General features: G+C 67.5%; 17 protein-coding genes and 1 tRNA gene. 12 read left to right on the top strand and 6 right to left on the bottom strand.

Going from position 1 to position 26281, the window contains the following annotated elements; genetic code table 11:
- The first annotated feature begins 38 nt into the window (after positions 1-38).
- The 4 genes from lysX to AB0L82_RS17310 all read left to right on the top strand — a co-directional run bounded on the left by lysX (position 39) and on the right by AB0L82_RS17310 (position 4774).
- A complete protein-coding gene (gene lysX / locus AB0L82_RS17325) occupies positions 39-3302 on the top strand; it encodes a bifunctional lysylphosphatidylglycerol synthetase/lysine--tRNA ligase LysX (RefSeq protein ID WP_364637954.1) in 3264 nt (1087 codons plus the stop codon).
- 144 nt (positions 3303-3446) lie between these two features.
- Positions 3447-3671, top strand: a complete 225-nt coding sequence (locus AB0L82_RS17320; RefSeq protein ID WP_364636896.1) for a hypothetical protein — start codon at positions 3447-3449, stop codon at positions 3669-3671.
- A gap of 52 nt (positions 3672-3723) precedes the next feature.
- Positions 3724-4341 (top strand): histidine phosphatase family protein, encoded by a 618-nt coding sequence (locus AB0L82_RS17315; RefSeq protein WP_364636894.1) that lies wholly within the window; start codon positions 3724-3726, stop codon positions 4339-4341.
- 118 nt (positions 4342-4459) lie between these two features.
- On the top strand, positions 4460-4774 hold the full coding sequence (locus AB0L82_RS17310) for a hypothetical protein (protein ID WP_364636892.1): 315 nt from the start codon (positions 4460-4462) through the stop codon (positions 4772-4774).
- A gap of 77 nt (positions 4775-4851) precedes the next feature.
- Here AB0L82_RS17310 and AB0L82_RS17305 read toward each other — a convergent pair whose 3' ends face one another.
- The 3 genes from AB0L82_RS17305 to gltB all read right to left on the bottom strand — a co-directional run bounded on the left by AB0L82_RS17305 (position 4852) and on the right by gltB (position 12331).
- Positions 4852-5697, bottom strand: a complete 846-nt coding sequence (locus AB0L82_RS17305) for a cutinase family protein (RefSeq protein WP_364637952.1) — start codon at positions 5695-5697, stop codon at positions 4852-4854.
- A gap of 431 nt (positions 5698-6128) precedes the next feature.
- The gene (locus AB0L82_RS17300; RefSeq protein ID WP_364636890.1) at positions 6129-7598 is read right to left on the bottom strand and encodes a glutamate synthase subunit beta; all 1470 of its coding nucleotides are present in this window, start codon (positions 7596-7598) and stop codon (positions 6129-6131) included.
- 59 nt (positions 7599-7657) lie between these two features.
- Complete coding sequence (gene gltB, locus AB0L82_RS17295; protein ID WP_364636888.1) at positions 7658-12331, bottom strand: glutamate synthase large subunit; 4674 nt, start codon at positions 12329-12331, stop codon at positions 7658-7660.
- Positions 12332-13216: 885 nt separating this feature from the next.
- Here gltB and AB0L82_RS17290 point away from each other — a divergent pair.
- Entirely contained in the window at positions 13217-15043 is a 1827-nt protein-coding gene (locus AB0L82_RS17290) for a DUF4407 domain-containing protein (protein WP_364636886.1), read from the top strand.
- Positions 15044-15113: 70 nt separating this feature from the next.
- Here AB0L82_RS17290 and AB0L82_RS17285 read toward each other — a convergent pair whose 3' ends face one another.
- Positions 15114-16670: an MFS transporter gene (locus AB0L82_RS17285; protein WP_364637950.1), complete on the bottom strand. Its 1557-nt coding sequence runs from the start codon at positions 16668-16670 to the stop codon at positions 15114-15116.
- A 210-nt stretch (positions 16671-16880) separates the two neighbouring features.
- Between AB0L82_RS17285 and AB0L82_RS17280 the strand changes: the two genes are divergently transcribed.
- From AB0L82_RS17280 to AB0L82_RS17260, 5 genes are read left to right on the top strand one after another with little or no spacing between them, the layout of a single operon-like run.
- Positions 16881-17441, top strand: a complete 561-nt coding sequence (locus AB0L82_RS17280; protein WP_364636884.1) for a TetR/AcrR family transcriptional regulator — start codon at positions 16881-16883, stop codon at positions 17439-17441.
- Between the two features lie 42 nt (positions 17442-17483).
- A complete protein-coding gene (locus tag AB0L82_RS17275; protein ID WP_364636882.1) occupies positions 17484-18356 on the top strand; it encodes a hypothetical protein in 873 nt (290 codons plus the stop codon).
- Positions 18353-19486, top strand: a complete 1134-nt coding sequence (locus tag AB0L82_RS17270) for a DUF4129 domain-containing protein (protein WP_364636880.1) — start codon at positions 18353-18355, stop codon at positions 19484-19486. The genes AB0L82_RS17275 and AB0L82_RS17270 overlap by 4 nt, the downstream gene beginning before the upstream one ends.
- Positions 19487-19515: 29 nt before the next feature.
- The gene (locus AB0L82_RS17265; protein ID WP_364637948.1) at positions 19516-20490 is read left to right on the top strand and encodes a MoxR family ATPase; all 975 of its coding nucleotides are present in this window, start codon (positions 19516-19518) and stop codon (positions 20488-20490) included.
- 3 nt (positions 20491-20493) lie between these two features.
- Entirely contained in the window at positions 20494-21789 is a 1296-nt protein-coding gene (locus AB0L82_RS17260; RefSeq protein ID WP_364636878.1) for a DUF58 domain-containing protein, read from the top strand.
- 12 nt (positions 21790-21801) lie between these two features.
- On the opposite strand, the gene AB0L82_RS17255 is transcribed toward AB0L82_RS17260, so the two are convergent.
- Positions 21802-22584 carry an RDD family protein gene (locus AB0L82_RS17255; protein WP_364636876.1) on the bottom strand — a complete coding sequence of 261 codons (783 nt, stop codon included), beginning with the start codon at positions 22582-22584 and terminating at the stop codon, positions 21802-21804.
- Between the two features lie 59 nt (positions 22585-22643).
- Between AB0L82_RS17255 and AB0L82_RS17250 the strand changes: the two genes are divergently transcribed.
- Positions 22644-23699 carry a stage II sporulation protein M gene (locus AB0L82_RS17250; RefSeq protein ID WP_364636874.1) on the top strand — a complete coding sequence of 352 codons (1056 nt, stop codon included), beginning with the start codon at positions 22644-22646 and terminating at the stop codon, positions 23697-23699.
- Positions 23700-24375: 676 nt separating this feature from the next.
- Here the strand turns inward: AB0L82_RS17250 and AB0L82_RS17245 are convergent.
- Positions 24376-24461, bottom strand: a tRNA-Leu gene (locus AB0L82_RS17245).
- Positions 24462-24742: 281 nt separating this feature from the next.
- On the opposite strand from AB0L82_RS17245, the gene AB0L82_RS17240 reads away from it, so the two are divergent.
- Positions 24743-26194 (top strand): DUF3662 and FHA domain-containing protein, encoded by a 1452-nt coding sequence (locus tag AB0L82_RS17240; RefSeq protein WP_364636873.1) that lies wholly within the window; start codon positions 24743-24745, stop codon positions 26192-26194.
- Positions 26195-26281: the final 87 nt, after the last annotated feature.

Below are 26281 nucleotides of genomic sequence, written 5' to 3'. Positions count from 1 at the left end.
GGGAACTCGAATACAGACCCGACGCGCGGTCGCCCGAAGTGCCGCATCGCGGACACGGGCGTCTCCGGGAAGTCCCGCACGTTGCGGGGCTGGTCCTGGGCGTCTTCGCGGTCCTGTGTGCCATGTGGAGTATTTCGCCCGGTCTGCGCTATCTGACCTCCGGTTTGCGGCACTACGTCGACACCTATTACTTCGACGCGCCCGACACCTCCCTCGTCTGGGCGCTGGTGGTCGGCCTGCTCGCCGGCGCGACCGCCAGCCGCAAGCGCATCGCCTGGTGGTTACTGTTCGGCTATATGGCGGCGTACGCGCTCGCCAACGCCCTGGACTTCGGCACCGAGGGCGATGTGAACGCGCTCGTCGCGCTGATCGTGCACCTCGGAGTGATGGGTGTGCTGCTCGCGGCGTGGAGCGAGTTCTACACGCGGGTGCGCGGCGGCACCGTCCTGCGCTCGTTCGGCGTGCTGTTCGGCGGCCTGGCGCTCGGCTGCGTGGTCGGCTGGGGTCTGGTGGAACTCTTCCCCGGCAGCCTGCCCTCGGACGAGCAGCGACCGCTGTGGGCCATCTCCCGGGTCACCGGAGCGATCCTGGTCAGCAACGAGGACTTCGACGGGCATCCGCCGCATCTGGTGAACCTGCTGCTCGGCCTGTTCGGCGCGATCGCGCTGCTGGCCGCGGTGATGGTGCTGTTCCGTTCGCAGCGCGCCACCAACGCGCTCACCGGGCTCGACGAATCCGCGCTGCGCGGGCTCATCGAACGCTCGGATGTGGAGGATTCGCTCGGCTACTTCGCCACCCGCCGCGATAAGGCCGTCGTCTTCGCGCCCAGCGGTAAGGCCGCGGTCACCTACCGCGTGGAACTCGGCGTCTGCCTGGCCTCGGGCGATCCCATCGGATTGAAGGAGGCGTGGCCGCACGCCATCGACGCCTGGCTGAAACTGGCCGACCAATACGGCTGGGCCCCCGCGGTAATGGGTGCCAGTGAGATCGGCGCGACCGCCTACAAGCGCGCCGGACTCTCCGCGCTGCGCCTGGGCGACGAGGCCATTCTGGAGACCCGCACCTTCTCGCTCGCGGGCCCGGAGATGAAACAGGTCCGGCAGGCCGTGAACCGGCTCGCCAAGCAGGGCGTCACCGTTCGGGTGCGACGGCACAAGGAAGTCGAGCCCGAGGAGATGCGCGAGGTCATGCACCGCGCCGAACTCTGGCGCGATACCGAGACCGAACGCGGCTTCTCCATGGCCCTGGACCGGCTCGGCGATCCCCTGGACGGCGACTGCCTGCTGGTCGAGGCCATCGACTCGAACGAGCGCGTGCTCGGCATGCTGTCCCTGGTGCCGTGGGGCCGCACCGGCGTCTCACTCGATCTGATGCGCCGCGATCGCCAAAGCCCCAATGGCGTCATGGAATTGATGATCTCCAAACTGGCGCTCACCTCCGACCAGTACGGCATCACCCGAATCTCGTTGAACTTCGCGGTCTTCCGCGCGGTCTTCGAGGAGGGCAGCCGCATCGGCGCGGGACCCGTACTGCGACTGTGGCGTTCGGTGCTGATGTTCTTCTCGCGCTGGTATCAACTGGAGGCGCTGTACCGCTCCAATGTGAAATATCAGCCGGACTGGGTGCCGCGCTTCTCCATGTTCGAGGAACGCCGCCAGTTGCCGCGCGTCGCCATCGCCAGCGCGCTCGCCGAGGGCTTCCTGCCGCGAATCGGCAAGGAACAGAACGCTTCCGCACACACCGGTCTGCGCTCCTCGGTGCCGGACACCATGACCGGACTGCACGCCGACGGCAGCATGCCCGATCTGCCGCCGGAGGATCTCGCCGAATCCGGACCGCGCCGCCCCGAACAGGTGCGGGTGCGCATGGACAAACTGCGCAAACTCAATGACTCCGGCGTCGACGCCTATCCGGTTGCCTATCCCCCGACCCACACCGTCGCCGCCGCGCGCCGCTCCCCGCAGGGCACCACGGTGCGAGTCTGCGGACGGCTCTTGCGGATTCGCGATTACGGCGGCGTCAGCTTCGCACTGCTGCGCGACTGGTCCGGGGAGATCCAGCTGGTCATCGATCGCGGCCGGGTGGGCGCGGAACGCAGCGCCGACTTCGACACCTACTTCGATCTCGGCGATCTCATCGAGGTCAGCGGTCAGATCGGGCGCAGCCGCAGCGGTGAGCTATCCCTGCTCGCCGCCGACTGGCGCATGATCGGAAAATGCCTGCACCCGCTACCGGACAAGTGGAAGGGCCTGGCCGATCCCGAGGCGCGCGTGCGGCAGCGCTACGTCGACATGGCCATCAACACCGATATCCGCGAGGTGATGGCCAAGCGCAGCGCCGTGGTGCGGTCGCTGCGAGACACCTTGCACGGCTGGGGATTCCTGGAAGTCGAGACCCCGGTGCTGCAGCAGGTGCACGGCGGCGCGAACGCCACCCCGTTCACCACGCACATCAATGCCTACGATCTCGACCTGTACCTGCGCATCGCACCCGAGCTGTACCTGAAGCGGCTCTGCGTCGGCGGTATGGAGAAGGTGTTCGAACTCGGCCGCGTCTTCCGCAACGAAGGCGTCGACTACAGCCACAATCCCGAGTTCACCATTCTGGAAGCCTATGAGGCGCACAGCGATTACGAGCGCATGATGCACGCCTGCCGCCAACTCATCCAGGAGGCCGCGCTGGCCGCCAACGGCAAGATGGTGGCCATGCGGCCCGGACCGGACGGCACGCTCACCGAGGTGGACATCTCCGGCGACTGGCCGGTCAAGACCGTGCACGGCGCGGTATCGGAGAAACTCGGTGAGACCATCAGCCCCGAGACCGATGCCGAACGCCTGCGCCTGCTCTGCGATAAGGCCGGTATCACTTGGCAATTGGGCTGGGACGCCGGGCAGATCGTGCTGGAGATGTACGAGCACCTGGTCGAGGCGAGCACCGAGGAACCCACCTTCTACATCGATTTCCCGACCTCGGTCTCCCCGCTGACGCGCGCGCACCGGCATATCGCCGGGGTCACCGAACGCTGGGACCTGGTCGCCTGGGGCGTCGAATTGGGCACCGCCTACAGCGAATTGACCGATCCGGTGGAGCAGCGCAAACGCCTCACCGAACAGTCCATGCTGGCCGCGGGCGGCGATCCGGAGGCGATGGAACTCGACGAGGACTTCCTGCAGGCCCTCGAGCACGCCATGCCGCCCACCGGTGGCCTCGGCGTCGGCGTGGACCGCGTGGTCATGCTGATCACCGGGCGCAGTATTCGCGAAACCCTGCCCTTCCCGCTTGTGAAACCTCGTACGGGGTAACCCGTTTCGAAGAGTCTCGGCGATCTTGTGAACGTTTCGATGTTCACAGCCGATTCACAGTGGACTCCCAGAACCGGGACTGCCCGTTAACCTTGTGAGCAGTCCCGGGGAGGGGACCACCGAATAGATGAGATGGGGTTTCACATGCACTACCTGGACTTGATGACCCAGGCCAACCTGCTGGACCACCAGGTGTGGACCAATCCGGACACCTGGACCTCCACCATGGAGTACGCCGCCAAGAAGAAGTCGTCCAAGAAGGGTGGCAGCTTCTGGATCTTCGGCGCGGTCTGCTGCATCGGCATCGTGGTGCTGATTCTCGGCATCGTCTACCTGATGCAGAACAAGAAGAAGAACCAGGGACAGTAGGCCCTCCCCGCCCCGAGCGGGACGTGCCGGCGGCGTGCGGCAGAGTGGGGATATGCAGTTGATCCTCGTCCGCCATGCCCAGCCTCGGCGCGTCCAGGGGCTCACCGGCCCGGCGGACCCCGATCTCACCGAGATCGGGGTCGAGCAGGCGGCCCGGGTACCCGCGGCCCTCGCCCACCATCGCATCGCCCGGGTGGTGAGCAGCCCGCAATTGCGGGCCCGCGACACCGCCAGGCCCACCGCCGAGAAGCTGGGCCTGGACACCGAAGTCATCGACGGCCTCGCCGAATACGATCGCGAGCTGCCCGCCTACATTCCGATCGAGGACGCGCAGCAGGAATTCCGCGCCGTCTACGACCGCATCAAGGCCGGATACCTACCGGAGCAAATCGACGGCGACGCCTTCCGCAGCCGCGTCCTGGGCAGTGCGGCGGCCATCGCCGATGCCGCCGACCATGACGACACCGTGGTCGCCTTCGCGCACGGCGGCGTCATCAACGTGCTGCTGCAGGACGTGCTCGGGCTGGAACGGCCGCTCACCTTCCCGATCGACTACTGCTCGATCACCCGAATTCTGTACTCCCGCACCGGCCGCCGCACGGTCGCCACGGTGAACGAGAACGGGCACGTCTTCGACCTGTTGCCGAGGCATCGCCAGCCGCGCGAGTGAGTCGCCCGAGGGCCTCGCAGTCGATTCCCAGAGTCGTCGGACCACGCTCCCAGGCCCGGCCACTTGTATGGGGACCACGAGCCGCGACCGCGGCCCGGCCCCCGCGAAAGGATCCACCGTGACCGCCTCCTCGTCACCCCGCAAGTCCCGCCGCCGCATGGCGCTGCGCATCGCCGCCGCCGGTGTCCTGGCCGCCGTACCGCTGGCCCTGGTCGCCCTGCCCGCCACCGCCGCCACCCCCGACACCCCGACCGCCGTGCAGGTCGATCAGAACTGGCCCGGCCAGAACAACGACGGCGATCGCGATCACCACCATCGCGGCAATCGCGGCGACCACCCCGGTGACCGCGACTGGAACCGGGGCGGCCAGCCGGGCGACAACACCCCGCCGCCCGCGCCCTGGCAGCCGCCCGCCACCGGCTCCGCCGGATAACCCTGGGAGACAACGAGAAAGGCCGCTCCCGGTACCGGTGGGAGCGGCCTTTTCGTATTCTGTTGTGAGCGAACGACTTACGCCGCGTTGGCGAGCCAGTTGTGCATCCAGCTCAGTGCGGTCTGACCGCCGCCGACGCCGTAACTGCCGTAGCTGGTGTGCCGTCCGGTGCGGAAGAACTGCTCGAACTGCTGGGCGCGCTGCTCGTTCGCACCCTCGCTGAGCTGCGACTGCAGGGTGGGGATACCGCCCTGTGCCATCAGATCGTTGATGATCGCGCCGACCTCGAGCTGGTACCGCCACAGGTTGGCCGGATTCGGGTCGGAGGTCTGCGCCAGGAATCCGGCGAACCGGCTGACGAAGTCGCTCTCCTCGGTGGAGCAGTACAGATCGCCGACCGCGCAGACCGTGCGCACGCGATCGGAGATGAAGCCGAAGCCGCCCATGCGCGGACCGCCCGCACCCGCACCGGGCGCGATCGGGCCGACCTGCACATCGGTGATGGAACGACGCGGATCGGAGATGAGCGCCACGGCCGCGATGCGATCCGGCGGCACCACACCGAGTCCGGAGCCGATCTCCGCGGCCAGATCGCCCGCGGCGTCCGCGCCCTGGCTGTAGCCGGTGATGGAGATCTTGGTGCCCGGGCAGCGCGCCCCCATGGCCTGCACCAGGCCGCGCGCGTTATCGGTGGCTTCCTTCTTGGAGGCGCCGTAGACGTCACCCTCCCAGGGGAAGGCGGTGGCCGCGTAGGTCACGTAGTCCACCTCGCCGGGTAGCCCGTTGGTAACCTGCGACAGCATTCCGGGGCCGGGGGTCTTGTCGTGACCGGTCTCCCAGGTGCCGGGGATGGCCACGGTGTACATGACCGGGCATCCGGGGTCCGCCGTAACGGGACCACTGCCCAGCACGATTCCAGTTATGAGCACGCTCGCCGCTGCCCCCGCAGCCGCGACAATTCTTTTCAACCGCACTACTGCTCCAGTTCACGCCTGCCCGGGATAACTTCTCCATCCCGATTCCCGATCATGGTGTCGTCGCCGGATGACAATCCGGTGCACTCAGGGTTAACCGAAGTAACCGCCCCGTATGAGATGCGCAAACCAGACCGTATGACAGAGATCAGCGACACAACGCCGATAACAATAAAGGTGACCTTGTCCCCGCGCCACGCGACCTGAACAAGTTGTCCGATTTCGACGGCTATTCGGCACGTCAGGTCAGGGTGCCGCCCTCTTTGCCACGACCTATCCGGTGGCCGGAAAAGCCTGTACGAGACCTCGGAAATACGAAAGCGGCCGCGGATCCGAAGATCCGCGGCCGCTTCACATATCAGCTCACACTGGGACGAACATCACCGCTGGGCGACATCGGTCGGGCGGATCGGGGACGGCAGCGCCGTCTCGCCCTCGAGGAACTTGTCGACCGCGGACGCGCAGGCGCGACCCTCGGCGATGGCCCACACGATGAGCGACTGACCGCGGCCCATATCGCCGGCGACGAAGACGCCGGGAACCGTGGTGGCCCAATCACTATCGCGCTTGACGTTGCCGCGCTGGTCGTAGCCCACGCCCAGACCCTCGAGCAGACCGTTCTTCTGCGGTCCGACGAAGCCCATGGACAGCAGCACCAGATCGGCCTCGAGCGTGAAGTCGGTGCCCTCGACCTTCTCGAAACGGCCGTTCACCATCGACACCTCGTGCGCCTGCAACCCGGTGACCTTGCCATCGGCGCCGACGAAACGCTCGGTGTTGACCGAGAACAGGCGCTCGCCGCCCTCCTCGTGCGCGGACGCGACCCGGTACATGAGCGGGTAGGTCGGCCACGGGGTGGAACCGGCGCGCTCCTCGGGCGGGCGCGGCATGATCTCGAACTGGTGGACCGACACCGCACCCTGACGGTGCGAGGTGCCCAGGCAGTCCGCGCCGGTGTCGCCGCCGCCGATGATGATGACCTTCTTACCGCGCGCGTTGATGCGCGGCAGGCCGTCCTCATCGGTGATCGGATCGCCCAGCTGCACGCGGTTGGCCAGCGGCAGGAATTCCATCGCCTGATGGATGCCGTCCAGATCGCGGCCCGGGATGGGCAGATCACGCGCGATGGTCGCGCCACCGGACAGCACCACGGCGTCGAAACGCTCGCGCAGCTGATCGGCGGTGATGTCGACGCCCACGTTCACGCTGGTCTTGAAGACGGTGCCTTCGGCTTCCATCTGCGCGATCCGGCGATCGATGAAGCGCTTCTCCATCTTGAATTCCGGGATGCCGTAGCGCATCAGGCCGCCGATGCGGTCGTCACGCTCGAACACGGTCACGGTGTGACCGGCGCGGGTCAGCTGCTGCGCGGCGGCCAGACCGGCCGGGCCGGAGCCGACGACCGCGACCTTCTTGCCGGTCAGACGGGTCGGGTACACCGGGGTGACCCAGCCCTCGTCGAAACCGTTCTCGATGATCTCGACCTCGACCTGCTTGATCGTCACCGGATCCTGGTTGATGCCCAGGACGCAGGACGCCTCGCAGGGCGCGGGGCAGAGGCGGCCGGTGAACTCCGGGAAGTTGTTCGTGGCGTGCAGCCGGTCGAACGATTCCTTCCAGGAACCCTTGTACACCAGGTCATTCCATTCGGGAATCAGGTTCCCGAGCGGACAACCGTTGTGGCAGAAGGGGATACCGCAGTCCATGCAGCGGCTGGCCTGCTTCTGGAGCGTCTCGTGGGAGAACTTCTCCTCGTAGACCTCTTTCCAGTCCAGCAGGCGCAGTTCGACCGGACGGCGCTTCGGCAGTTCCCGACTCGTGTGCTTCAGGAAGCCCTGTGCGTCACCCATTTACGACTCCAACTTTCGCGCCGAACACGGCGCACCCAACAAATGCGGTGCAGGTCATGTCAGCCACGTGCGGCCTCCATGATCGCCGCGTCGACATCGCGGCCGGCCTTCTCGGCCTCCGAGATGGCCAGCAGGACCTTCTTGTAGTCCCGCGGCATGACCTTCACGAAATGGTTCACCTGCTGCGACCAGTCGCCCAGGATGCGTTCCGCGACAGCCGAACCGGTCTCGTCGCGGTGCTGGGAGATGGTGTCCCGCAGCCACGAGGTCTCCTCGGCCGAGAGCTGCTCGAGGTCGACCAGTTCACCGTTGAGGTTCTTCTCGAAGGTGCCGTTCGGGTTGTAGATGTAGGCGATACCGCCGGACATGCCCGCGCCGAAGTTGCGGCCGGTCTCGCCGAGGATGACCACCTTGCCACCGGTCATGTACTCGCAGGCGTGGTCGCCCACACCCTCGACCACCGCGGTGGCGCCCGAGTTGCGGACGCTGAAGCGCTCGCCGGCCACACCGCGGATGAAGGCCTGACCGCTGGTCGCGCCGAACAGGATCACGTTGCCCGCGATGATGTTCCGCTCCGCGACGAACTCCTCCGGCACGTCCAGGGACGGCCGCACGATGATGCGCCCACCCGAAAGACCCTTGCCGACATAGTCATTGGTGTCGCCGTGCACGCGCAGGGTGATACCGGCCGGGACGAACGCACCGAACGAGTTACCGGCGGAACCGGTGAACGTGATGTCGATGGTGTTGTCCGGCAGGCCGACGCCGCCGTACAGCTTGGTCACCTCGTGGCCGAGCATGGTGCCGACGGTCCGGTTCACGTTGGTGATCTTGGTGTCGAACTTGACCGGCTTACCGCGCTCCAGCGCATCCGCGGCCTGCGCGATGAGCTGGTTGTCCAGGGCCTTGTCCAGACCGTGGTCCTGGCCCTTGGTGTTGCGGCGGTCCTGCATCATGAACGCCGTCTCGACATCGTCGAGGATCGGAGACAGATCCAGCTTGGCGGCCTTCCAGTGCTCCTTGGCCTGCGTGGTGTCGAGCAGGTCGACGCGGCCGATGGCCTCGTCGAGCGTGCGCAGCCCCAGCGAGGCGAGCAGTTCGCGCACCTCTTCGGCGATGTAGAGCATGAAGTTCTCGACGAACTCCGGCTTACCGGTGAAACGCTCACGCAGCACCGGGTTCTGGGTGGCGACGCCGACCGGGCAGGTGTCGAGGTGGCATACGCGCATCATGATGCAGCCCGAGACCACCAGCGGAGCGGTCGCGAAACCGTACTCCTCGGCGCCCAGCAGCGCGGCGATCATGACATCGCGGCCGGTCTTCATCTGACCGTCGACCTGCACCACGATGCGGTCGCGCAGCCCGTTGAGCAGCAGCGTCTGCTGGGTCTCGGCCAGGCCGAGCTCCCAGGGACCGCCCGCGTGCTTGAGCGAGGTCAGCGGCGAAGCGCCGGTGCCGCCGTCGTGACCGGAGATCAGCACCACGTCCGCGTGCGCCTTGGACACACCCGCGGCGACGGTGCCGACGCCGGGCTCCGCGACAAGTTTCACGTGAATCCGCGCCTGCGGGTTCGCGTTCTTCAGGTCGTGGATCAGCTGCGCCAGATCCTCGATCGAGTAGATGTCGTGGTGCGGCGGCGGGGAAATGAGACCCACGCCCGGAGTCGAATGCCGGACCTCGGCGACCCACGGGTACACCTTGTGCGCGGGCAGCTGGCCGCCCTCGCCCGGCTTCGCGCCCTGGGCCATCTTGATCTGGATATCGGTGCAGTTGGTCAGGTAGTGCGCGGTCACGCCGAAGCGGCCCGAGGCCACCTGCTTGATCGCGGACCGACGCCAGTCGCCGTTCTCCTCCGGCTCGAAGCGCGCCGGATGCTCGCCGCCCTCACCGGAATTGGAGCGGCCGCCGAGCCGGTTCATGGCCACGGCCAGGGTCTCGTGCGCCTCGGCCGAGATGGAGCCATAGCTCATCGCACCGGTCGAGAAACGCTTCACGATCGCGCTGGCGGGTTCGACCTCGTCCAGCGGAATCGGGTTGCGGCCCTTGGACTTGAACTGGAACAGGCCGCGCAGCGAGGCCAAGCGCTCCGACTGATCGTCGACGAGCTTGGTGTACTCCTTGAAGACCTTGTACTGGCCCGAGCGGGTGGCGTGCTGCAGCTTGAACACCGTATCCGGGTTGAACAGGTGGTATTCGCCCTCGCGCCGCCACTGGTATTCGCCGCCGACCTCGAGCTCGCGGTGCGCGCGCTCATTGCGGTTCTCCAGGAACGCGACCTTGTGCCGGGTGGCGACCTCGGCCGCGATGTCGTCGAGGCCGATACCGTCCAGCGGCGAGCGCAGACCGGTGAAGTACTCGTCCACCAGTTCCTGCGACAGGCCGACGACCTGGAACAGCTGGGCGCCGCGGTAGGAGGCGATGGTGGAGATGCCCATCTTGGACATCACCTTCAGCACACCCTTGCCGGCGGCCTTGTTGTAGTTGTAGACGGCCTTCTTGAAGTCCTCGGCATGATCGCCGGTGCTGCCCGGCATCTGCAGCTGACCGCGCTCCAGCATGTCCTCGATGGACTCGAAGGCCATGTAGGGGTTGATGGCGGCCGCGCCGAAGCCGACGAGCAGCGCCATGTGATGCACCTCGCGGGCGTCACCGGCCTCCACGACCAGGCCGACCTGGGTGCGGGTGCGCTCCTTCACCAGGTGGTGATGGACGGCCGCGGTGAGCAGCAGCGACGGGATCGGCGCCAGCTTCTCGTTGGATTCGCGGTCGGACAGGATGATGATGCGCGCGCCACCGTCGATGGCGGTCGAAACCTGTTGCTGCACAGCCTCGATGGCCTTGCGCAGCCCCTTGCCGCCCTTCTTGACCGGGTACAGGCCGTGCACGACGACCGAACGCAGATCGGGGCGCGAGCCGTCATCGTTGATGTGCACGAGCTTGGCGAGCTCGTCGTTGTCCAGAATCGGCTGGGTCAGGGTGATCTGACGACAGGAGTCCGGGCCCGGGTTCAGCAGATCGTCCTCGGGGCCGATCATGCTGCGCAGCGAGGTGACCACCTCTTCGCGGATGGCATCCAGCGGCGGGTTGGTGACCTGCGCGAACAGCTGCGAGAAGTAGTCGAACAGCAGACGCGGACGCGCCGACAGCACCGCGATCGGGGTGTCGGTGCCCATCGAACCGAGCGCTTCGCCACCGGTCTGCGCCATCGGCGAGATCAGCAGGTTCAGCTCTTCGATGGAGTATCCGAAGATCTGCTGGCGGATCAGCACGCGGTCGTGCGACATGTGCACGTGCGGGCGGTCCTGCAGGTCCGACAGCTTGGTCGGGCCGTTGTCCAGCCACTCCTGGTACGGGTGCTCGTTCGCCAGCGTCGACTTGACCTCGTCATCGCTGATGATGCGGCCCTGTTCGGTGTCGACCAGGAACATGCGGCCGGGCTGCAAACGGGTCTTCTGCACCACGGTGGACGGGTCGATGTCGAGCACGCCGACCTCGGAGGCCATCACGACCAGGCCGTCCTCGGTGACCCAGATGCGGCCGGGGCGCAGACCGTTGCGGTCCAGCACCGCGCCGACGAAGCGGCCGTCGGTGAAGGCCACCGAGGCCGGGCCGTCCCACGGCTCCATCAGGAACGAGTGGTAGCGGTAGAAGGCGCGCTGGGCCGGATCCATGGACTCGTGGCGTTCCCACGCCTCCGGGATCATCATGAGCACGGCGTGCGGGAGGCTGCGGCCGCCCAGGTGCAGCAGTTCGAGCACCTCGTCGAAACGGGCGGTGTCGGACGCGCCGGGGGTGCAGACCGGGAAGATCTTCTCCAGGCGGTTGTTGCCCTCGGAGTCGATGCCGAAGGCGTTCGACTTCAGCAGCGCCTCACGCGCCCGCATCCAGTTCTCGTTACCGGAGACGGTGTTGATCTCGCCGTTGTGGGCGACGCGGCGGAAGGGGTGCGCCAGCGGCCAGGACGGGAAGGTGTTGGTGGAGAAGCGCGAGTGCACGATGCCCAGCGCCGACTCCACGCGATCATCCTGGAGATCCAGGTAGAAGGCGCGCAGCTGCGGCGTGGTGAACATGCCCTTGTAGACGAAGGTCTGACCGGAAAGGCTCGGGAAGTACACCGATTCCTTGCCGACGCTGCCTTCACCGGCGCCCGCTTTGCCGAGCTGATGCTCGATGCGCTTGCGGATGACGTAGACGCGGCGCTCCAGATCCATGCCGGAGAGCTGCTCGGCGGAGTCCTTCGGCGAGGCGATGAAGATCTGCCGGAAGGTGGGCATGGCGTCGCGGGACAGCGCACCGAGCGAGGATTCGTCGATCGGGACCTCGCGCCAGCCCAGGACCTCGAGGCCCTCTTCGCGCACGATCTTCTCGACGCCGTATCCGGCGCGAGCGGCCTCGCGGCGAGCCTGCGGAAGGAAGGCGATACCCGTGGCGTAGGAGCCTTCGGCGGGAAGGTCGAAGTCGACGATCGCACGGAAGAACTTGTCCGGGAGCTGAATCAGGATGCCCGCACCGTCACCGGAGTTGGGTTCGGCACCCGCGGCGCCGCGGTGCTCCAGGTTCAGCAGGGCGGTAATAGCCTTGTCGACGATGTCGCGGCTACGACGGCCGTGCATGTCGACGACGAATGCGACGCCACAGGCGTCGTGTTCATTCGCCGGGTCATAGAGCCCGCGGGGTCCGTGCCCATAGCCGGCACCGCCGGTGGGGGACCTGTGGCCGGGAAGTTGCGTCATGCCTCTGCCTTCACAAAAAACAGGCCTTCGAAGAATTGCGGCCTTCGTCGAACGCCTCCGTCAGACTGCGCCCAGGCGGTTCGGAGACCAGCGGCGCTGATGGTCGTCCCGTGCAGTCAACTCTCCAGTTGTTTTCACCCGTTTCGATTTTTCGTCGGGTGCTCGGCGGTAACCGAACGCTTACGTGTTAGCTACCAACCGCGCCGTTCTCGCCTATTACGCTGAGCACCGATCGGGCCTCTGGACGGTATGGGGCGATATGCCGAACTTGTCGCATCCGGCGTAAGAGCAAACGATAAGTCAGGACTCGAGCCCAACCAACTTAGGTTGCACTAATACCAGCGTCTAGCTGGGCTTCTTCATCGATCCTCCAGTACCTGCGCGTTGTCCAGTGTAAAGCAGGCATGCGGGGGACCCGCAGTTGACTTGCCCATAGTTCTCCGCGCGCGCGAGGGAGGTGGCCGAGCGCCCCGGCGCGGCCCCGGGACAGCCTCCTACCTGCAATGAAACAGACTTCCCCACAAGGGCATCCGGCAAACCGGGCGTGCTGCGGCTAATTCTCCGGAGACCTTCGGGAAGCGGTTCGGAGGTCCGGGCGACAAGCCAATGCAATGATCCGACCGTACGGAATCTTTCTTAAACGTGGGATTTGGCACACGTCTGGCAAACAGTGAATATGCGGTAAGTCACTACTTCAGGGATTCTGCGGCCGATACCTGCGTGATCAATGCCACGTCACGGCTGGGAAGCCGTCAGATGTGAGGCTGGACACATCACAGCCACCACACTCGGTGTAACCGCCCCCTTCCTGTCACGCTGAAACAACGAATCAGCCACGGTTTAGAGAACCCGAATAAGCCTGGGACTTAGAGGATGTGAGCTCCCATGACCGTTCTGCTCACCTGGCTCGGCGGAGCGCACGCGGGGGTCACCGATCGGCACGAGCGCACGGGGTATTCGGTTACCGGTGCCGTGGTGGCGTTGTTCGCGCTGACAGCCGGGGTGATCACCGCACTGGCCACGAGCGCGGCGCAATGGCCCTTGGCCGCGGTGATCGTGGTCGCCCTGATCGCAACCCTGTTGGTGGGGGCGGTATCTCGCACGCTGGCGACCGCGTCGACCCCCGCGCGCGGTGAAAGCCGCCGGGCACGAGCCGAATTCGGCGCCCGCGCCGGAGTGGCCGTACTCGTCGGCATCGTCATCGCCGAATTGGCCTGCACCGTCCTGTTCGGCGGGACCGTGAACCGGCTGCTCGACGAAACCTCCCGGCGCGGAGTCGAATCCGCGCCCGCCGTGATCACCGCGCGCACCGAACTCGACCAGGCCCGCGCCGATCGCAAGGACCTGGATCAGCAGATCGCCAAGGCGCAGACCGATGTCGACAGCGCACTGGTGATCGCCCGCTGCGAAACCAATCCGGACCCGCAGTGCCCGGCGACCCGCATCACCCGGGTGCCCGGATACGGCGCGGAGGCCCGCACCGCACTGCAGATGCTCGACGATTCGCGGGCGCAGCTCACCGCCGCGCGCGCCAAGATCGACGGACTCGATACCAAGGTCAGCGATAAGGACAAGGCGCTCGGCACGGCCCGCGCCGACGCCTACACCGACGGCGATCGCGGACTCGGCGCGCGCTGGGTCGCCATGAACGACCACACCACCGATCACGCCGGGCCGTTCGTGCTGCGCCTGGCCGTGGCACTGCTGCTGATCGTGCTCGCGCTACTGCCGCTGCTGCTCCGATTCTGGCGCGGCGAAACGGCTTTCGACCGCGATATCGCCACCCGCACCGCCACCGACTGGGTCGAACAGGCCGCCGAGGTCGCCATCGCGGAAACCCAGGCGCAGGTCCGCGTCGAAGCCGAGAAACTGCGCGCCGAACAACAGCTCACCGCCGCGAAACTGGCCCTGCACGCCGATACCGCCATCGACCGGGAGCGCCAGCGCACCCGCATCATCGCGGCCATCGGCAATTTCCAGATCGGCATCACCGAACCCGCGCAACAGCGCGCCATCGACGAATTCGACCGGGCCGCACAGCATGAGCTTCCGGCCGCGGTCCGAAAGGACGACTCCGTGTCCCAGGAGGGGATTGTGACACCGACGCCGAACCTGCCCGCCCAGCTCGGCCAGGGCGGCGCACTCGCGCCGATCGGCCCGGGCGGGGCACTGGTGCCCGCACCCGCACCGCAGCCCGCACCCGCGAACAAGGGTGGCGGACTGGAACTTCCGATCATCGGGACGGTGCCGTTCACCGATACCGCCGCCCGCTGGATCCGGCCGCTGGTGCCGTCCTTCGTGGCCAATGCCATCGATACCGCCACGCATCCGCTGCGCACCGTGCGGCAGGCGTTCGAGGAGGCGGAGGAGATCACCTTCACGCTCAAGCGGACCCGCAAGGTGACGGTGGATTCCTCGGATTCGGGCGCGCAGGCGCAGGCGCAGCAGCTGTACCAGCAGCATCCGCAGTACGGGTATCAGTTGCCGCCGGGTGCGCCGCAGCAGGTGTACGCGCAGCGCGTCGCCTCGCAGGCGGTCGATCAGCCGTATCAGCAGCAGTATCCGAATTACGGTGCGCTGCCGCAGGGTCAGGTCGTCGAGCCCGGATATCCGCTGCCCGCCGCACCGCATCAGGGCGCGATCCCGGGGCGGTACAACCCGGAACTGGAATACCGCGGCCCGCGCGAACTGCCGCCCGCCAAGGATCAGTAGGAGCTACGAACACGGCTGTGGCCCGGCATGTTTCACGTTGAACACGGAAACAGCCGGGCCACAGCCTTTTTCAGTTGGTGCGCGCCTTGTGCTTGCTCGTCGCGGCGCGGTACGTGATGACCGCCGTGACCAATAGGATCAGCGTGGTGCCGGTGGCCGCGAGGTGGATACCGTCCACGAACGCGCCGTGCGCGGCGTTCAGCAGTGAGCTCGACGCCGGTTCACCGAGAGAGCGTGCGGTTTCCACCGCGCCGCCCAGGGATTCCCGGGCCGCGTCGGTGTGCGCGGCCGGAACCGCGGACAGGTCCAGGCCGTGCCGGAACGCGGCCATCACACCGCTGCCCAGCACCGCGACGCCAAGCGCCACACCGGCTTCCAGCGCCGTCTCGGAAATGGCGGCGGCATTGCCCGCGCGCTCGGCCGGAGCGGTGGTGATGATCATGTCGGCCGAAACCGTCAGCGCCACACCGACACCCAGGCCGATCAACAGGAATCCGATCATGAACGGCAGCACCGACGCCGACGGATCGGCTTCCAGCAGCCAGAACAGGGACGCACCCGCCGCGGCCGTCACCAGCGCACCGCACAGCACGCTCACCGGACGCCAGCGACCGACCAGCCACGCCGCCAGCAATGAACCGGCCATACTGCCGAACGTGCCCGGGATCAACAGCAGACCCGCCTGCAAGGGCGCACGACCCAGCACCAGCTGGAGATACTGCGAACCGAAGAACAGCACACCGGCCAGCGCGAAGATGGACAGCAGATTGGTCAGCACCGCGGCCCGGAACGGCGGCAGCCGGAACAGCTCCAGATCGATCAGCGGATCGGTCAGCCCGCGCTGGCGGCGAATGAACACCACGCCGGCGACCACACCGATCACACCCGCGATCAGCTGATTCAGCGCCGGTCCGTGTGCGGCGAACTCCTTGACCGCGTACACGATCGGGATCAGCGCCAGCATGGACAGGCCCGCGCTCATCAGGTCGAAGCGGCCCGGATTCGGATCCTTCGACTCCGGTACCAGCAGCGGTCCGAGCACGATGAGCAGCGCCATCACCGGCAGGTTCACCAGGAACACCGAACCCCACCAGAAATGCTCCAGCAGCCAGCCGCCCAGCAGCGGACCCATGGCCGCACCCGAACCCGCCATCGCACCCCAGACCGAGATGGCGAGGGTGCGCTGGCGCGCGTTGGTGAACATGGATCGGATCAGACCGAGCGTGGCGGGCATCAGCGTCGCACCGGCGACACCCTGCAGAACGCGTGCGGCAATGAGCATTTCGGGGCTCACCGACCAGGCCGCGACCGCGGAGGCGAGACCGAATCCGGCCGCGCCGATCAGCAGCAGCCGCCGGCGCCCGATGCGGTCACCGAGCGTGCCCATGGTGATGAGCAGACCGGCCAGCACGAACGAGTAGACGTCGATGATCCACAGCAGCTGCGGCGTGGTCGGGGTGAGATCGCCGGAGATGGCGGGCACCGCGAGGTCGAGCACGGTGGCGTCGACCGAGACCAGCAGCAGGGCCAGCGCGAGCACGCCGAGCCCGGCCCAATCGCGCAGGGACGCACGATCCGAACCGCTCTCGGATGCCAACGCCGCGGCCGAGTCCGGGGTGGCGGGCATGCCGGAATCCCGGCGCGCGGTGGCGGGCCGGGGGTCGTTGACGCTGGGATCCGCCTCTGATCCGGGTCCGGATCGGGCGGAGGTGTGGGTGGCCATGGGAGCTTTCTCTTTCAGAGTTGAACCGTCTGGACGGTACAGTAACAGACTTACCGTCCGGACGGTACAGTTATGCAGCGTGAGTATGACCAATTCGCCGTACAGTGATGCACCGTGACAACCCCTCGCGATCCGGCGGGCACCCGTAACCGGATACTCGACGCGCTCGAAACCCTGCTGCTCGACAAGGGCATGTCCCAGGTGACGCTGGAAAGCGTCGCGGCGGCGGCAGGCGTCTCCAAGGGCGGACTGCTCTATCACTTCAAAAGCAAGGACGCGCTGCTCGCCGGATTGGTCCGCCGCCTCGGCGAACGCGCCGATCAGCAGTTGAACAGCGCCGTCGCACAGGGCGAATCGGTCGCCGAGTGGTATCTGCAGACCCCGCATCCCGACAATGACTCCGATGCCCTGGAGCTCGCGCTGTACCGCTCCATGCTGGCCGCCATGCGCACCGTCGACGGCCCCCAGGACACCGCCGTCGACGAGGCGGATCGGGCGCTCGCCGAAATGATGAGCGGCTGGAAAACCGCGCTGGACAATGAAATACGCGATCCGGTCAAAGCGGAAATCGTCCGGCTCGTCGGCGACGGCGTCTACCTGCGCGCACTGCTCGGCATGCCGCCCGTCGACCCCGCCCTGTACCGCCAGGTCGTGGCACGCCTGCTCGGCGAATAAACATGGGGCGACCACGGGGCACCTGCCAGTTACAGTAGGTCCGTGTTGCCCGCCGCCGCCGATTCAGTCGGTCCGTCGGCCGGGTCGGTGGGGGAACCGCACACCGAACCGGCGACGGTCCCGATCCGACCCGTGCAGTTCCGTGAACTGCTGGATCTGCCATTCGCAATGATCCAGGCGCGGATCGCCACCTTCGCCGCCGTCTTCGGGGTGGCCATCGCGATCGCGGCCGCGATTTCGGTCGGCGTCACCGTCTTCGTCTCGGTCGCCACCGGCGATTCGGACAGCGGCACCTTCTGGGGCGCACTGCTGACCACCCTGATCGCCGCCTGGGTATTGCGCCTGTTCGTGCGCGGTTTCACCGTGCCGATGGGACTCGCGGTGGTGCACCGGCAGCCGCTGAGCTGGCGGGCGGCGCTGGGCCGGTTATCCGCCGAAGCCGGTCCGCTGCTGGGGTATTCGGCCATGTACACGCTCATCGGGGTCTGCGTGCTCGCGCTGGGCGCACCGCTGATGTTCACCGCGCCGTTCGCGGTGATCTGGCTGCTGTGGCTGCGGGCCCGCCGATTCGCCACGGTCCCGGCCATTTTCGAGGAAAACACCACGTACCGGATCGCCACGCTGCGCTCGAAACTGTTGATATCCGGCACCGATTGGCAGCTGGTGGGCGTACTGCTCTATCTGCGCGGACTGCTGCTGGTGCTGATCGTGCCGCTGCTCGCGCTGCCGCAGTTCGCGGCGGGCATCACCGGCACCCGGCGCTGGGCGGTCACCGTCCTGCTCATCACCGCCGGTCTGCTCTTCGTCGCACTCGCCGAAATGGTGGAATCCTCCGCCCAGGTCGTCGCCTACGTCGACCGCCGCTGCCGCCGCGAAGGCTGGGATATCAAGATTCCGCCGGAGGCCCGGCCGTGAACACTCCCCTGCCGCCGTACGAGCGGCCGCGCACGGACGGGTCCGCCCCCGTCGACGCGAATCAGCAGCCGCACAACCACTTCGGGCCACCGCCGGAACCCGCACTCGGTCCCGCCGCCGCACATCTGGCTGCCGCGGAGGACGCCGCCCGGCGCGCGGATTTCGGCACCGCGCTGCGCGAGCGGTACCGCGCGGTCACCCGCGGTCTGGAACAGCGCGGCATTCTCGAGGAGCAGCGCGCCCGCACCGCCCGCGAGACCGCGCAGGCCGCGACCACCGCGCTCCCCGGTGAGGCCGTCGAATTGCCCGCGGCCGCACACAGTTTCGACGAGATCGTGTACGGCGGCCGACCCGGCGCGGAGGCCGAATACCGGCGGCTGGAACAGGCCGATCAATTCTCCGTCGCGCCGCCGCCCAAGAACGCGCCCGCCGAGATCACCGAACAGCGCCGCAAGACCGGGAAGCAGCGGGGCGCGCGCGAGAAGAAGGAACGCGAACCCCTCGAATTGCCCGCGCTGCTGCGGGATTGGCGCTTCTGGGCGGTGCTGGGCGCACTGCTCGGCATCGTGGTACTGGTCTACCTGGTCACGCATATCAGTCCGCCGCCGCCCTCGCCGCCGGAGCATCACGACAACACGCCCTACACACCGCCGCCGTCGACGTCGAAACCGCCGCCGACACCCCGGCATCCGCCGAACTTCGGCGAAGGCGACGACTCCATCTTCGAACGCCTGCCCGCATGGGCGGCGTTCGGCGGCGCCCAGTTGCTCATCGCGTGGGGCGCGGTGCTGTGGTGGCGCGGCCGCCGCCGCGGCGCGGTGGTGCGCGAACCGCTGCCCGTGGAAGCGCCCGCCAACGAGGTGCTGGCCGGACAGGCCGGGCTGTACCGCAAATCCCGCGACCACGATCATGTGGCGGCGAAGCTGCGGGCGGCCACCCTGCGGCGGCTGCGCCCGACCCTCGGCGTCACCGCCGAAACCCTGCCCGAGCTGGTGATCGCGCCCCTGGCCGCACGCCTGCACGCCGACCCGGCCATGCTGCGGGCCGCACTGTACGACCCGGTTCCGGACCGGGGCACGCTGGAACTCGTGGCCGCACAACTCGAATGGATCGAAGCGGAGGTCTTGTGACCGGATCAGAGCCCACAGCCGTCGTCGTGATGGACACCAATCACGCGCCGACGCCCGAACAGGCCCAGCAGGCGCTGCTCGCCCTGCGCGCCGAGATCGGCAAGGCTGTCGTCGGCAACGACCAGGCGGTCATGTACCTGGTGCTGGCACTGCTGTGCCAGGGTCACGTACTGCTGGAAGGCGTTCCGGGCGTGGCCAAGACACTGCTGGTGCGCGCCCTGGCCAAGGCGCTGGACCTGCAGCACAGCCGCATCCAGTTCACCCCGGACCTGATGCCCGGCGATGTCACCGGATCACAGATCTACGATCCGCATTCGGCCGAGTTCACCTTCCGCAGCGGTCCCGTCTTCACGAACCTGCTGCTCGCCGACGAAATCAACCGCACCCCACCGAAAACCCAGTCCGCACTGCTGGAATCGATGGAGGAGCGCCAGGTTTCGGTGGACGGCGTGCCCCGGCCGCTGCCCGATCCGTTCGTGGTGATCGCCACCCAGAACCCCATCGAGCAGGAGGGCACCTATCCGCTGCCCGAGGCGCAGCTGGACCGGTTCCTGTTCAAGGTCGACGTCCAATTGCCCGGGCGCGAAGACGAATTCCGGATTCTGCAACGCCATGCGGCGGGCTTCGATCCGCGCGACCTGGACGCCGCCGGACTGCGGCCGGTCGCCGGACCCGAGCACATCACCGCCGCCCGCAAGGCCGTCGCCCAGGTGACATTGAGTCCCGAAGTGCTCGCGTACACGGTCGACCTGTGCCGCGCCACGCGCACCTCCCCCGCCGTCGCGCACGGCGCGTCCACCCGCGGCGCGACCGCGCTGATGGCGGCGGCGCGCGCCTTCGCCTGGTTGAACGGCCGCGGTTACGTCACCCCCGACGATGTGAAAGCCGTTGCCACGACGGTGCTCCGGCATCGCCTGCAACTGCGGCCCGAACACGAGGTGGAGGGCGTCACCGCCGAAGGGGTGATGGCGTCCCTGCTGATGTCCGTCCCGGTTCCGGTGTAGATCGTGGTCGTCACCGGCCGGCTGGCCATCGCGGCGGGCGCCGCCGCACTCTTCGTCACCTTCGTCCTGCCCTCCTGGGCGGGACTGCTCGGCGCGACCGCGGTACTGGTGGCGCTGGTACTGCTGGACGTCCTACTGCTGGGTTCGCCCGGGGCGCTGGAACTTTCGCGCGATCCCCGCACCACGGTGCGCACCGGGCGCACCGCCGAGGTGGAACTCACCGCGCTGAACACCGGCGACCGCACTTTGCGCGGCACACTGTGGGACGACTGGCCGGACAGCGCACAGGCCCGCAATCGCGCGCACGCGCTGAAACTGCCGCCCAACACCAGGATTCGGCTGCACACCGAACTCACCCCGGAATATCGGGGCGATCGAGTGGCCGGACCGGTCACCGTGCGCCTGCTCGGCCCGCTCGGCATCGCCGGACGCCAGACGCGCCGCACCGTACCCGCCCGGTTGCGCGCGCTGCCGCCGTTCCGGAGTGAGAAGCTGCTCGCCTCCAAAGTCCGTCAGCTGCAACATCTCGAGGGACGCAACACCACCAACCGGCGCGGACAGGGCACCGAATTCGATTCCTTCCGCGAATACGTCGCGGGCGACGATGTGCGCACCATCGACTGGCGGGCCACCGCGCGTGCCAATGACGTGCTGGTGCGCACCTGGCGGCCCGAACGCAACCGGCACGTGGTCATGCTGCTCGATACCGGCCGGGTCAGCGCGGGCCGCGTCGGCGACGGCACCCGCCTGGACGCCACCATCGAGGCCGCACTGCTGCTCGGCGGACTCGCCGCCGCGGGCGGCGATTCGGTGGATCTGCTCGCCTACGACAACGCGCTGCGCGCCGAAGTGCGCGGCATCGGCGGAAAACGCCTGCAGCTCAAGCTCATGCACGCGCTCGCGGGCGTCACGCCGCAATTGGCCGATACCGACTATCAGGGCCTGCTGCGCACCACGTTGCAGCGCGCCCGTCGCCGCAGTCTGGTCGTCTGGTTCACCCACCTCGATGCCGCCACCGTGCAGGAGGGCCTGCTCCCGGTGCTGCCGATCCTGGCCGACCGGCATCGCGTGCTGATCGTCGCGGTCACCGATCCGGATATCGCGGCCGCCGCCACCCGCCGCTCCGCGCTGGACGACCTCTACACCGCGGCCGCCGCCGAGAATGTCATCGCCGAACACGCGGTGGCCCGGGAAACCCTGCGCCGCATGGGCATCCGCGTCATCTCGGACTCCCCCGACCGGCTGCCGGGCGCGCTCGCGGACGAATACCTGGAGCTCAAGCAAACGGGCGCAATGTAATTCGCGCGCTGGTCAGGCCGCCCGCTGGAATGCCTTGGTGTCCGGCTTGGGCGGAGGCGGGAAGGAACGACGCTGGCGTTCGGCGAGCACCGCGCCCAGAATCTGCACGGGCGGATAGCCGTTCAGCGGCGGGGTGTGCAGCCGCGCACAGACCGTGACCACCAGGGCACGGCCCAACTGATCCTGCGCCACGGGCGTGAGGGTGCGGAAGCGAGTCAGGTACTGGCGCACGGCGACCGCGAGCTCATCGGAGAGTCCGGTCAGATCGAGCTGGCGCGCCCAGCCCTGCAACCACGGCGGCGGCAGTACCAGCGCGGCGAACGGCAGCCGACTGCGATCGTGCACCACCACCGTGCCCGCGAGCGCGTCGCCGATGCGGCGGGCGTTCGGCGAGCACAGCGACACCACGACCGCGATCAACCCGGTGCCCAGAATCCAGAAGTCCACGATGCCCGCCAGACCGCGGGTGACCGCGTGCCGGAAGTCGGTGGGTCCGCCGTCCGCGCGCACCACCCGCAGGCCGAGCGCCATCTTGCCGAGCGACCTTCCGCGCGACAGGGTTTCGCTGAGCACCGGATAGCCGATCAGCGTCAGTGTCAGCACGACCACCAGCATGGTGGAGATCCACGCCGAATCCGCGTCCCAGAGGAACAGCGCCCACAGGCAGAGGAAGAACACCGCGGTCCCGAAGATCAACTGGATCATCAGGTCGAGCAGGAACGCCGCGGCCCGGGTGGGGATGCGCGCGATGGGCAGTTCTACGGCGACGGCCTCGCCGGTGGTGAAAAGGGCCATGTCACTCCTGCTCGGGGGCGACTAGCATTCTTCCGAGCCGAGGCACAGGAAGGCAACCGATGGACCTGGACGCGTATACGTTCCTGCACAGACCTTCCTGGGATCGGCTGGACTATCTCGCGACGCGCCGTAAGAAACTCTCCGGCACGGAATCCGACGAACTGGTACGGCTGTACCGGCTCACCTCACAGCAGCTGGCCCGCCTGCAATCGCGTTCGGCCGACGCCGAATTGGTGGCCGGACTCTCCGCCGTGCTGACCCGGGCGCGCGGGCGCGTGCTGAGCGCCCGCACCGACACCCTCGCCGAGATCCTGCGCTTCGTCACCCATCGCTTCCCGGCCGCGCTGTACCGGTCCCGGCGCTGGTGGCTGTCCGTCGCGGCGGCGTTCATCGGGGCATCGGCCGCCCTGGGCGCGTGGGTGGCGAATTCGGAGTCCGCGCGACGGCATCTGGGCCTGGACACCGATACCGACCGCTTGACCAAGCCCGGCGGCGAATTCGAGACCTACTACTACGAACATCCGCACGATGCCTTCGCGGCCCAGGTGTGGACCAATAACGCGGCGGTGGCCGCGGTGGCCCTGTTCATGGGGGTACTCATCCTGCCCGCGGTCTACGCGCTGGCCATGAACGCGCTCAACGTGGGCGTCAGCGCGGGCCTGATGGCCGACGCTGGTCGCCTGGACGCCTTCTTCACCTACATCCTGCCGCACGGCATGCTGGAGCTGACCGCGATTTTCGTGGCCGGCGGCGCGGGAGTGAAACTGGGCTGGACGCTGATCGATCCGGGCCGCGAGAGCCGTCCGCAGGCGCTGGCGCGACAGGGCCGTGCCACGGCCGTTATCGCGCTGGGCCTGGTGGGCGTGCTGCTGGTCTCGGGTTTCCTCGAGGGCTTCGTCACGCCGAGCGAGTTGCCGGACGCGGTGCGGATCGGGATCGGCGCGCTCGCCGAAATCGGTTTCCTGGCCTACGTCTTCGGTTTGGGCCGGCGGGCGGTGCTGGAGGAGGAGACGGCTGCGGCGCGGGAGCACATGTCCGGCAACTCGGCGGTCCGGAATCCGGAAGCGGTTGCGGGAGTGGTCGGTTCGACACTGGTGGCAACGGCCCGGAAGTGATTTCCACTGGCCGCAGCGAGTCCGGCTCAGCTGCGGCCAGCGTTACCGTCGACTCTACACAATCGTTATGGCTACGCAACCTCCGACTTGCTGGGTGGGCGTATATGGCCACCAGGCGAAATGCCCTTTGCGCGAAGGCAACCCGACAGGTCCGCTATTTACCGGCATACGCTTTGCGAGCGGTCTGCGGAGGTTAAGGAAACCACCCGCGCGGTACCGTTCGGCGACCGAGTTTCGACCCCTCGCTCGGACTTCCCCGACACCCCGTCGCCCGGTTTGCCGATTTCTCTCGCGATAACCCTCCATCACCGGTTCAACCCGCGTTAAGCTGGAGTTTCGTGGCTGGTCGGCACCATTGCCAAGCGGTCGCCCGAGAGTAAACAAACCCCAAGTTTGTTTAACTCAGTTTTGACTAAACGAGCATCAGGCAATGGCCGCAGATAATCGGTCACATACTCGAACCGACACCTTCCGGCAATCGATTTTCACCCCTCCGCGGACCGCCGGAGGCCATCCGGCAACGCCCCGGCCGAGGAGTCCCCGATATGCCTGCGATCTTCGTCACATCCGGTGTGACCTGCGGTGACCCCCGCCTACGCGGGACCGGCCCCCGAACGGGGTCCCGGACAGCGAAAAGCGAAGAGCCCCATCCGATTCCGGATGGGGCTCTTCGTCTTGGTGGGCGAAGGGGGACTTGAACCCCCACGTCCTTACGGACACTGGCACCTGAAGCCAGCGCGTCTGCCATTCCGCCACTCGCCCGAGCGACTGAAAGAACGTATCACGGGGTATGCACCAAAAAGAAATCGCCTGGTTATCGGCTGTGACGGCGGCCGATGCCGGCACGGGAACCCCGACCCGTTTCCAGGAGTTACAGGTGTGGACGATCGTGGATATCATGCAAGGACCGTGTCCCAGCGGCGACACGCCATGTCCGCGTGTCGCACAGTAGGACCGCCGCAGACCACACGGCGCCACCAGGAGACCAAGACACGAAGCACGCTTCACTCGCGGGAGCGTCCTGACCCGAGAGGAGGGGCTCGATGGGGATCGTCTCGCGATTCGAACGTCGCCTCCAGGGTGCCGTCGGCGATGTGTTCGCCCGCGTCTTCGGTGGCAGTGTCGTTCCGCAGGAGGTCGAGGCAGCGCTCCAGCGCGAGGCCGCGGACCACGTTCAAGACCTCGGCAACGGGCATCTGCTCGCACCGAACAGCTACGTCATCACCATCAACGAGTCGGACCTGGGGCAGCTCGTCCAGGGCGAGGGACAGGCCGACCACGACCTCGCGGTACGCGCGTTCGCCAAACACTTACAGGACTACATCCGTGAGCAAGGCTGGCAGACGTACGGCGAAGTGCACGTGGAATTCGAGGCATCCCCTACGCTGCACACCGGACAGTTCAGGACACGCGGTCGAGTGGACCCGGACGCCGTCGGCGGTAGTGTCGACCGCCGGGCGGGTCCGGCGGTGGGACCTGAACGCACACCACGACCCAACCCGCAACCAGGAGCTGGCCCCATGACGCAGAACTCAGGCTACGACCCAAGCCGTGAGCCCGCGGAGTCCGATCCACGAAACCGCGGGTACGCGCCCCCGCCCGCGAGCCGACCCGCTCCGCAGGGCTACGGCGAATACGGCCGCGGCGGTGCTGCCCCGCAGTACCCGGATCAGCAGGGCTACGGCGCTGCCCCGGATCAGCAGGGCTATGGCGAGTACCAGAACGGCTACGACTACAACCAGCAGGGCGGCCAGGGCTACGGCGCTCAGCAGGGTGGTTACGGCGATCAGGCGTACGGCCAGCAGCAGGGCTATGCCGATCAGGCGTACGGGCAGCAGCCCGGATACGCCGATCAGGCCTACGGCCAGCAGGGCTATGCCGAACCCGGCTACGGCCAGCAGGGCGGCGGCTACGCCGAACAGGGCGGCCAGCAGGGCTACGGCCAGCAGGCGTACGACCAGGGCGGCTACGGCCAGCAGGGGTACGCGGAACCGGGTTACGGCCAGCAGCAGGGCTACGGCGACCAGCAGGGCTATGCCGATCCGGGCTACGGCCAGCAGGGGTACGCCGAGCCGGGCTACGGGCAGCCGCAGGGCTATGCCGAGCCCGCCGCCGGTGGTTACGGCGACGACCAGTACGGCCAGCAGGCCGGGTACGGCCAGCAGCCCGCCGCGGGCGGTTACGCCGCTCCCGCGCGCAGTGGCTCGGGCTACTCGGCCACGCTGCAGCTGGACGACGGCTCCGGCCGCACCTACCAGTTGCGCGAGGGTTCCAACATCATCGGCCGCGGCCAGGACGCACACTTCCGGCTTCCCGACACCGGGGTTTCGCGGCGGCATATCGAGGTGCGCTGGGACGGCCAGACGGCCATGCTCTCGGACCTCGGTTCCACCAATGGCACGCTGGTCAACGGGTCGCCCGTCCAGGACTGGCAGCTCGCCGACGGCGATGTCATCCGCGCCGGGCATTCCGAGATCCTGATCAGGATCGTCTGATCCCGTAAGCTCGCGGTGCAGATCACGATATGGCTGGATTTTCCTGCGCCGTATCGTGATCGCAACCGGTCGACGGCCCTATGATGC

Origin of the sequence: Nocardia sp. NPDC052001, assembly GCF_040680615.1 — a bacterium.
In the GTDB taxonomy this organism is placed as follows: domain Bacteria; phylum Actinomycetota; class Actinomycetes; order Mycobacteriales; family Mycobacteriaceae; genus Nocardia.
Note: the sequence above shows the minus strand (reverse complement) of the source record. Positions and strands in the feature narration are given on the sequence as shown.

Bases quoted from the DNA above. Each gene is read 5' to 3' on its own strand.
- AB0L82_RS17315 (WP_364636894.1), top strand. From the start codon at position 3,724: ATGCAGTTGATCCTCGTCCGCCATGCCCAGCCTCGGCGCGTCCAGGGG.
- AB0L82_RS17285 (WP_364637950.1), bottom strand. From the start codon at position 16,670: ATGCCCGCCACCCCGGACTCGGCCGCGGCGTTGGCATCCGAGAGCGGT.
- AB0L82_RS17265 (WP_364637948.1), top strand. From the start codon at position 19,516: ATGGACACCAATCACGCGCCGACGCCCGAACAGGCCCAGCAGGCGCTG.
- AB0L82_RS17290 (WP_364636886.1), top strand. From the start codon at position 13,217: ATGACCGTTCTGCTCACCTGGCTCGGCGGAGCGCACGCGGGGGTCACC.
- AB0L82_RS17240 (WP_364636873.1), top strand. From the start codon at position 24,743: ATGGGGATCGTCTCGCGATTCGAACGTCGCCTCCAGGGTGCCGTCGGC.
- AB0L82_RS17300 (WP_364636890.1), bottom strand. From the start codon at position 7,598: ATGGGTGACGCACAGGGCTTCCTGAAGCACACGAGTCGGGAACTGCCG.
- AB0L82_RS17255 (WP_364636876.1), bottom strand. From the start codon at position 22,584: ATGGCCCTTTTCACCACCGGCGAGGCCGTCGCCGTAGAACTGCCCATC.
- AB0L82_RS17250 (WP_364636874.1), top strand. From the start codon at position 22,644: ATGGACCTGGACGCGTATACGTTCCTGCACAGACCTTCCTGGGATCGG.
- AB0L82_RS17320 (WP_364636896.1), top strand. From the start codon at position 3,447: ATGCACTACCTGGACTTGATGACCCAGGCCAACCTGCTGGACCACCAG.
- gltB (WP_364636888.1), bottom strand. From the start codon at position 12,331: ATGACGCAACTTCCCGGCCACAGGTCCCCCACCGGCGGTGCCGGCTAT.